Below are 8316 nucleotides of genomic sequence, written 5' to 3'. Positions count from 1 at the left end.
TTCCTGGAGAAGAATCTTTTTCAATAAATGGTGTTAATGATTATGTTGAAGGGTATACAATTCCAGTTAATAACAAAAGATGGTGGAGTCAGTTTATTTCGGCATTCCATTAAATACGCGGACTTAATTGAATTGAAAAATAAAGAAACCTGATGGCAGGAGCCCTGGAAGCCGTTTGTCGCCGGAATGCTGACCATGCTGGTGCTGGCAGGTGCATCCGTATGGGGATGGCAGGTGATGAACCGACCCGGCGCAGGTGCAGTTTACCGCCACGCTCGCCCCGTTGCCCGCTATGCCCTGCTGAAGCAAAAAACGGCGGAATAATCCTTGTATACTGACGGGCCATCATACTCTGAGTTAAAACAGCCATACGGAACTGCACCCGATGAATCATTCCCGCTACCGCAACCACTGGTCACCATGGAGCCTGTGTGAACTGGCTTTTGTGGACAAACATTACGGCAGCATGTCGACCGTGGCGATAGCGGAACGGCTCGGGCGCTCGCCTGCATCCGTCAGGTCGGCAGCGCATTCGATGGGCCGTTCGTCCGGAAATAACGCCTACACGCCATGGAGCGATGAAGAGAAAGACATTATCCGTATGCACTATGTGAAGGGTTATGCCCATGTCATGACGCTCCTGCCCGGACGTACCCGGCAGACGGTTCAGTGGATGGCGAACCGGCTAGGCGTGGTGTGCGCCCGGACCTGGAGCCAGGAAGAAGAGCATATTCTGGCGACCAGGTATCCGGAGGAGGGGGTTGCGGTGGCAGAGTGTCTGCCGGGGCGCACTGCTGATGCGGTGAAATTAAAGGCCTGCGATATGGGTATCCGTTACCAGGGAGGCGAAAGTGCCGGGCAGCGGATATGGAGTGAGGAAGAGCGGGTGCTCCTTGCCAGAAATGACCATCTGTTGTTTCCGGACCTGCTGAAACTGTTCCCGCACCGGAGCCGGTTGTCAGTAAAAAAAGCGCGGGAGCGGTTGAAAAAAAAGAAAATAGCAGGTCAGCGCATGTCGCGCTGAATCTGGTTTTAACAGAGAGTGAAAACTAACAGGGACGACAGCGTGTCAGCCAGAGAACGTTTTTTCAGGAAAGTGCAGCAGAACAGCGACAGTACCCCGTCGCCCAGTCACAAATCAGCGGAGGCGGAAATACGGCCTTTTGCCAGCGGATGGATGTGCTGGCGCAGCAGATTTGCGGGTGGTTTGAAGGGAGCGGGATTGAAGTCATCACCGCGACAAAGCACATCCACGACCTGAGCACCATTGGTTACAGCCTCAGCAGTGGCATATGCCGGTATGACATCACCACCATCCGTCTGGTGAACGGAGACCGCAGCGTCAGTATCATGCCGGAGCAACTCTGCCGTGGTGCGGAGACGGGCTGTGTGACAATGCGGGTTGATGCGCCCAGCATCAGCCAGGCGTTTTACCTGAGCATGGCGCCGGAAGAGGGATGGTTTATCCGGCGTGAGCACCAGGGTGCAAAAGAGAATGCCGTCATGACGGAAGATCATTTTTTCCGGGCAGTTGACAGTTTGGCCTGAATATTCCGGACGGGAACGCCTGTAGGGAATTAATTTGGGATGATAGATATGATTTTTTTGCCAGGTCACAGCCCTGGTGTCTTCTGAGTGGAAGCATTTTCAAGATCAAGATGAAGAATGGGGTTATCTGCGATCCGCGCAGATCCCGTTATTTCAGCTGTTGCGGTGTTGCTCAACAGGTAGCCCTGGAGGATTCTCGTGCTTCCCGAACTTTTGATAGTTCAGTTCCAGATATTGAACCGTCCACGCCGCGCAGGAGAAGTTTGAGTTTCTGAAAGTCTTTTTGCGTCTGTGCCCTTTTTCGCCCGCATCGCCGCGGGTTTCTTTGTGGTACTGCTTAAAAATGTCCGGTGACACCAGAAACAGCTTACCATCCACAAGATGCGCCAGTGAACGAGCTGCATTCAGTGTTAGCGAGCGGGTGGCGCTCCCGGCTTTGAGCCAGGCGAAAAAGATATTTTGCAGATAAGAAAAAACCATTATCAGACATGGTGCTACAGTACGAGTACATAACCAGGCATGAACGGGTAGAATGTCAGGTCAGCACAGCTAATCCAGAGCTGGCGCGGCTGACAGCGCCAGTTTTCATTAGCGTCCTGAAAAGAGATGTCCTCAAATGACGGTTTTTAGCCATGACGCTATATCCTGGGTCGGCAGGTTATTCTGTACATTCCAGGTATCTTTCATCGGCCACCATACACCGTCTCCCCTGGCGAAGGCCGTGCGATAGCCTGTCATCGTATCATCCGGTTTCAAACGCAGCTCATCCAGTAACGCAGAGAGGGGTAATACGTCTTTAGTGAACGTTTGGCCGGTCACACGTTCAACGGTTTCTGCCAGTTTTCCGTATGAGGTTGTTTCACCTGCGATAAATATCACTTCATTTACGATCCGCGGCTGATGCAAATAAATTTCGGTGGTGAGTCGGCCAATATCCGCAGGTGATGTCACGGTGACCTGTGTGTCCCATCCTCCGAGCGCATTAATGGTTTTTTCGGATAAATTCACCACATCAAATGCCGGTTCGAAGAGAAAACTGGTAAACATGCCGGTTGAAACAATCACCCATTCCGTCGCGTTCTGTTCCCGCAGTAGCGTCCTGACATCATACTGCTCGTCCCAGACGGGCTGACCGCTCCCTTTGCCTACCACATCGTAATTCACGCCAAACTGCCAGGGAAAATAGCGTTGAACGCCAGCCTCCAGTACCGCGCGAGTAATCTTTATCTGTGTTCCCGCGCCAGCGACAAACCCCATGCAGTTGATAACAGTATCAAAATCCGCGAAGTGGTTTTTTAACGCGTCAATCGTGCTGGCAGCGACATCGACAGAGATAAATTTGGCCCCTGCATCAGCCAGTTTTTGATGCGTTTCGGACTGAAGCTTACCCCGGCTGTCCCTGGAGCCGGGCGATACGATAACGGAGACAGCGCCGTCGCGCTGCGTGACTGCCGGAACCAGATACTCCAGCACGGCAGCGCCCAATTGTCCTGCACCAAGCACTAATACTTTTTCGCCTGTCGTGATATCACGTTCTTTCATACTGAGCCTCTCTTTGTTAAATCGCTTGATAACTTCAACTTGAGCAAGGTTATGTCAGATGGCTGCATTCGATAAGACGACAAGCATAAGTTAGACTGTTCGTAAAAATGGGATAATCGATCTTTTCATGCGCGGTGGGAATATGGATAAACTGGAATCAATGCGGGTATACGTTTGTGTGGTCGAGACCCATAGCTTCGCCAGGGCGGCAGAAGTGCTGGGGCTACCGCGCTCAACCGTATCGCGGGTCGTTAAGGAGCTGGAGACATACCTGGGCATTCAGCTTTTACAGCGCACCACCCGGAAACTCAGCGTGACCGCAGAAGGCCGACGTTACTATGACGAGAGCAAACGGCTGCTGACGGATATTGCGACAATGGAGTCTTCCTTTCCCGGCAGATCCGCGCAGCCCAGAGGCCGTTTTAAAGTCGGGATGCCGCAGTCTCTCGCCCGACATTGCATTCTTCCCAGTCTCCCTGAATTTCTCCACCAGTATCCCGAGCTGGAACTGATACTCTGTTCCAGCGATAACGTGGAGGACATTATTCAGGAAGGGTATGACTGCGTGATCCGCACCGGGAGGATCGAAGATTCAACGACGCTGGTCGCGCGCCCTCTGGCGAACTTCAGATGGGTTGTTCTGGCTTCTCCGGGCTATATAGCCGCCTGTGGTAAGCCGGAAAATCTCGACCAACTGGAAAAGCATTACGCAGTCGGCTACCTGAACCACCGCACCGGGCGTACCATTGACTGGTTTTTTACGCGTGATGACGGCGATTGTGCAATCCGCATGAAGGAGACGCTGATCGTTGATGACACCGACGCCTATATCCAGGCCGGAATTCATGGGCTCGGATTAATTCGCGTGGCCAGCTATCTGGCTGAGCCGTATCTGAAGAGCGGGGCGTTGGTCCGCTGTATGGAGGACGTCTCTTTCGATTTACCGCTTTCGCTTGTCTATCCACAAAACCGCTATCTTCCGCCTTCGGTACGCGCCTTTTATGACTGGAGCAGAGCGGTGCTACACCAACATGGTGACTGACGGGCGAGAACCCTGGTTTTGCTTAATAGTCGGAAATAAAAAAAGCCCGTCAGAGAACGGGCGAAATAAGCAAATGATTTAGTGATTCGTTATCAACATTGTTGGAGGATAACGACGCGTATCTTACGTGGCTGAGGGTAATGCAGATACCTGACAAATTCGGTAGGTGAAACAATAAATTAAACGTGCACTACAGTGCGTCAATAGTGGGGTAGAGACTGTTTTCCAGATATTCAACGAAAAACCAAATCTCACCGCTGAAAATAAACCATAAGCCAAATATAATAAGCAATAAAATAATTAAGGTGAGTATTATTTCTGTCTTTCCCATTGTTGCCACAACCCACCCGTCGTTAATTTACTTAAGCTGGGCATTGTAGCGGGGCTTTTCACGATACTCCAGTTTCATGCCGCAAGGACTTTATTACGCCCGTCGTTTTTGGCGCGATAGAGCGCATCGTCGACACGTTTAAACAGCGCGTCAATACTCTCTTCCGGGTCATGCCGAGCCACGCCAATACTGACGGTAAAGCGTGGTAAGCCTGGGAGGGTAATATGGGTGACCGCCGCACGGACGGATTCGGCAATCTTCAGCGCCGTTTCGAGAGACGTACGCGGCAACAGGATGACAAACTCTTCACCGCCCCAGCGGAACACCAGGTCATCTTGTCTGCTGCAGGCTTCCAGCGTTCGGGAGAGGGCGATTAGCACCTCATCACCCTTCAGGTGACCAAAGAGGTCATTGATGTTTTTAAAATGATCGGTATCCACTAGCAGCAGGCTAAATTGCTGCTGGGCGGAGAGGCGGCTCAGGTTGGTTTGGTCGATAACGTTATAAAACTGACGTCGGTTGAGTAACCCCGTCATCGAGTCACGTAATGCAGCATTTTCCAGCTCCTGCTCAAGCCTCTTTTGCTCAGTAATATCATGGATTATGCACAGCATCAGTTTGTCGCCGTAGATCTCAATGGGCCCCGCGTAGGTCTGGACGTGGCGGGTGGTGCCATCGGCAAGGCGGTGAATAAAATTAAGCGGCTTATGTCCGCCGGGCAGCGAGGCGATCTCCGTCATGATGGGCATGACGCCTCTGCCAAGCGTGTTAATTTCCCAGGTGTGCTTCCGGCACATCTCATCATGTGAATAACCATAAAAGCTGAGCGCGGCCAGGTTTGCATCGACAATTTGCCCGTCACGGGCAGGATCAATTAGCAACATTGGTGCGCTGTTGGTCAGGAAAAAGCGGGCGTAAAACCCCTGTTTTTTGCGTTGATAGGTTGCGGAACGGCTGGCTTTCAGGCCTGAGGGGGCGTGCGAAGAGATCCCTTCGAAAACGATAACATCACCATCCGGCGTGACGTGGGTGAGGGAGAGGCGACAGCTTATCGGTACGTCCTGCCCGCCCCGGCTAACTGTCCAGATCTCGACAATATCGTGATCGTTTTTCAGTTCTGGAACATACATCGACAGTACGGTTTGCGCACTTGCTGAACAGGGCCCTTTACGCAGGTCATTCAGCGTTTTATTACCTGTTAGCTGTATTGCGGCCACATTTGCAAAAATAATCTGTTCCGAAACAGGAGAAATGAGCCACACGGGCGTTTTAATTGCATTAAGCGCATCAAAACTATTTTGCGACATAGTATTTTCCTGTTCATCGGCACGATACGCCTGGCAATCATGGCAGAACTGACCCGCATGTACTCCCTTGAAACATACTCTACTCAATCCCGTCAGGCATGATTTTTTTGTGAAATAAATTCGGGGTCCGTTTGAATTTTACTTATGGGTATAATTTGTTTGTCTGAGTTTTTTTGTAGCAGCAGCCACGGAACCTGTTCAGCGGGCAAGGGACGGGAGAAAAGGTAGCCCTGGAGATAGTCACAGCCGAGGCTGGTCAGTATTGCCTGCTGTTCGTCCGTTTCAATCCCCTCGGCAACGACAGTCATCTCCATGGTGCGGGCAATATTAATAATGGTTTCCACCAGCTTGCGGCTTTTTTCATTTCCCAGCATAGAGGATACAAAACTCTTGTCGATTTTAAGCTCTTTTGCCGGAAGAACGCTCAGCATCAGCAGGTTGGAATAGCCCGTGCCAAAATCATCAATAGAGACGGTGATCCCCGCATGGTTAAAGGCGTTGAGCAGTTCGATGCTGCGGTCGAGATTTTTTAGCGCGGTACTCTCCGTGACCTCCAGGATCAGCCTTGAGGGCGACAGATTATATTTATCCAGCATGGACGACACGATGTGAAAGATATCCGGCTGTTCGAACTGAATAGGGGATAAATTGAGCGATAACGTCCACTGGCTGAAACCTTGTTCAGTCCAGAAATGAAGCTGCCGACACGCGGCTTCAATAGCCCAGTTTCCAACCGGAATAATCAAACCCGTTTGTTCCAGAGTGGGTAAAAACAGACCTGGCAGCAAAACGCCTTGCTCCGGATGCCGCCAGCGCAGAAGAGCCTCAAAACCGTGGATTGTCTTATCTTTAGCATGCCAGGTTGGCTGATACCACAGTTCAAACCGATCGCTTTCCAGCGCCTGATAAAGTTCCTGCAGAAAACCCGGCTGCGCCGGAACCGCCGTTGACATCTCAGGGCGGTAAAACGCCCAGCCGTTACGACCTTCTTGCTTAACGTGGTGTAAGGCGGCATCCGCCTTAAACTTCAGTTCATGCAGCGTTTCGCCATCCTGAGGATAAAGGCTTACACCCGCGCTGAGGGTGGTACTCAGCGTATGTCCGCAAAGCGAAAGCGGGCGGCGCATATCCGCAAGCAGCGTCGTGAGCAGGGTAGTGAGCTTTTCTTCGTCGCATTCGGGAACCAGCAGGATAAAGGCATCCCCACCCAGCCTGGCCAGCGTCATCTCACGGGTAAGTAGGGAGGTGATGCGTTGGGCAATGGTAATTAATAACTCATCACCGACGCTGTGACCCCAGGTATCATTCACGCGTCTGAAGCGATCGACATTCAGAAAAACCACGCCAAACTGTTTGTTACTCAACAAGGCGCTGTGCAGACAATCCTGCATTCGGATATCCATCTGCTGGCGGTTTGCGAGGCCGGTGAGAGCGTCAAAGCGAACCTGTAGCTCAAGCTGACGGTTGAGTTGGCGCAGATTGTCCGTCAGCCGGCTGGTCCGCCAGTGCGAATCGATAAGCGAAATAATTAACATCATGCCGAGCAGTGCGAGCGTGGTGACGGAAACCCAGATGGATAACCCCAGCTCGCTGACCCCGCCGGGGAGCGTATGCGCCATCTCATGGAAATGCGCGGCGCTCATGCCCGTATAGTGCATCGCGCAAATGGCGGCGCCCATGACTAACGCGGCGAGAATGCGAGTCACAAAGACCCCTTTGTGCTTATCTCTAAGGCGAAAAGCCAGCCACAGCGCCACACCGGAGGCGACCACGGCAATCATCACGGACACACCCACAATGCGCCGATCCCAGAGGATGCTTCCTTCCAGCATCAACGCGGCCATGCCGATATAGTGCATAGCGACCACGCCAGCGCTGAGGATAACCGTGGCGAAGAACAGCCGAAAGGGAGAGAGGTGTTTGCCCGTAACGGCAATATTTATTGCTATCGTGGAGGCAACGATCGCCACGCCGAGAGACGCAAGGGTTAGCCATAGGTCATAGCTCATCATCATCGGCATTTGCATCGACAGCATACCGATGAAGTGCATTGACCAGATCCCGATGCCCAGCGTGATCCCGCCGGCAATGCGCCAGAACAGAGCCGCTTTACGGCTGGAAAGGGGAATTTTCCCGGCGCTGTCCAGGGCCACAAAGGAGGCGATAAACGCCACCAGATAAGAGACAGCGATCAACACAGGGTCCCACGATATATTGAGCATTATGCAATCCCACGCCTGAGAGGGTTACCGATTTTGCCGGCCGGCACGTCTTTATCTGGCAACGAACATGCGCATTCAAACCATATTAGTTATTTATCGTGGAAAATAGCCACTTATATAAAAGGTCAAACTTACCCGAAATATAAAATATATTCTTTATGTTAATGCATTAAGTACTGCTAAACATAGCCGATAGATTGTAGCAAAGCGTATTAAATATTTGTGCATATGGACCGTTGTACCGAAGATAATGGTATCGCTTCAGGTGGATTTTGACAAGAAATACATAATAAGTGAAATGACATTTCTACTAAAACCCATTTT

8 protein-coding genes and 1 pseudogene are annotated in these 8316 nt (G+C 51.6%); 4 read left to right on the top strand and 5 right to left on the bottom strand.

The window, feature by feature from the left end:
• Positions 1–195: 195 nt before the first annotated feature.
• The 3 genes and pseudogenes from IM284_RS23655 to IM284_RS23545 all read left to right on the top strand — a co-directional run bounded on the left by IM284_RS23655 (position 196) and on the right by IM284_RS23545 (position 1548).
• Positions 196–324: a hypothetical protein gene (locus IM284_RS23655; protein WP_255505865.1), complete on the top strand. Its 129-nt coding sequence runs from the start codon at positions 196–198 to the stop codon at positions 322–324.
• Positions 325–385: 61 nt separating this feature from the next.
• The gene (locus IM284_RS22855; protein WP_047368668.1) at positions 386–1024 is read left to right on the top strand and encodes a hypothetical protein; all 639 of its coding nucleotides are present in this window, start codon (positions 386–388) and stop codon (positions 1022–1024) included.
• Between the two features lie 42 nt (positions 1025–1066).
• Positions 1067–1548 (top strand): annotated as a pseudogene (locus IM284_RS23545) (hypothetical protein).
• A 153-nt stretch (positions 1549–1701) separates the two neighbouring features.
• Here IM284_RS23545 and IM284_RS22845 read toward each other — a convergent pair.
• Together IM284_RS22845 and IM284_RS22840 are read right to left on the bottom strand one after the other, a co-directional pair.
• Positions 1702–2028: a conjugal transfer nickase/helicase domain-containing protein gene (locus IM284_RS22845; protein ID WP_047368667.1), complete on the bottom strand. Its 327-nt coding sequence runs from the start codon at positions 2026–2028 to the stop codon at positions 1702–1704.
• Positions 2029–2160: 132 nt separating this feature from the next.
• Positions 2161–3090, bottom strand: coding sequence for an aromatic alcohol reductase (locus IM284_RS22840; RefSeq protein ID WP_047368666.1), 930 nt, complete (start codon positions 3088–3090; stop codon positions 2161–2163).
• Between the two features lie 142 nt (positions 3091–3232).
• On the opposite strand from IM284_RS22840, the gene IM284_RS22835 reads away from it, so the two are divergent.
• On the top strand, positions 3233–4132 hold the full coding sequence (locus IM284_RS22835) for a LysR family transcriptional regulator (protein ID WP_047368665.1): 900 nt from the start codon (positions 3233–3235) through the stop codon (positions 4130–4132).
• Positions 4133–4322: 190 nt separating this feature from the next.
• On the opposite strand, the gene IM284_RS22830 is transcribed toward IM284_RS22835, so the two are convergent.
• The 3 genes from IM284_RS22830 to IM284_RS22820 all read right to left on the bottom strand — a co-directional run bounded on the left by IM284_RS22830 (position 4323) and on the right by IM284_RS22820 (position 7992).
• Positions 4323–4463 (bottom strand): Ecr family regulatory small membrane protein, encoded by a 141-nt coding sequence (locus tag IM284_RS22830; protein WP_048338867.1) that lies wholly within the window; start codon positions 4461–4463, stop codon positions 4323–4325.
• Positions 4464–4537: 74 nt separating this feature from the next.
• Positions 4538–5770 (bottom strand): sensor domain-containing diguanylate cyclase, encoded by a 1233-nt coding sequence (locus IM284_RS22825; protein WP_047368664.1) that lies wholly within the window; start codon positions 5768–5770, stop codon positions 4538–4540.
• 92 nt (positions 5771–5862) lie between these two features.
• On the bottom strand, positions 5863–7992 hold the full coding sequence (locus IM284_RS22820; RefSeq protein ID WP_047368663.1) for a bifunctional diguanylate cyclase/phosphodiesterase: 2130 nt from the start codon (positions 7990–7992) through the stop codon (positions 5863–5865).
• Between the last annotated feature and the right edge of the window lie 324 nt (positions 7993–8316).

This window comes from Enterobacter cloacae complex sp. P12RS (genome assembly GCF_014895875.1).
Taxonomy (GTDB): domain Bacteria; phylum Pseudomonadota; class Gammaproteobacteria; order Enterobacterales; family Enterobacteriaceae; genus Enterobacter; species Enterobacter bugandensis.
The sequence above is the reverse complement of the archived record's forward strand: the minus strand, read 5'-3'. Positions and strand labels throughout refer to the sequence as shown.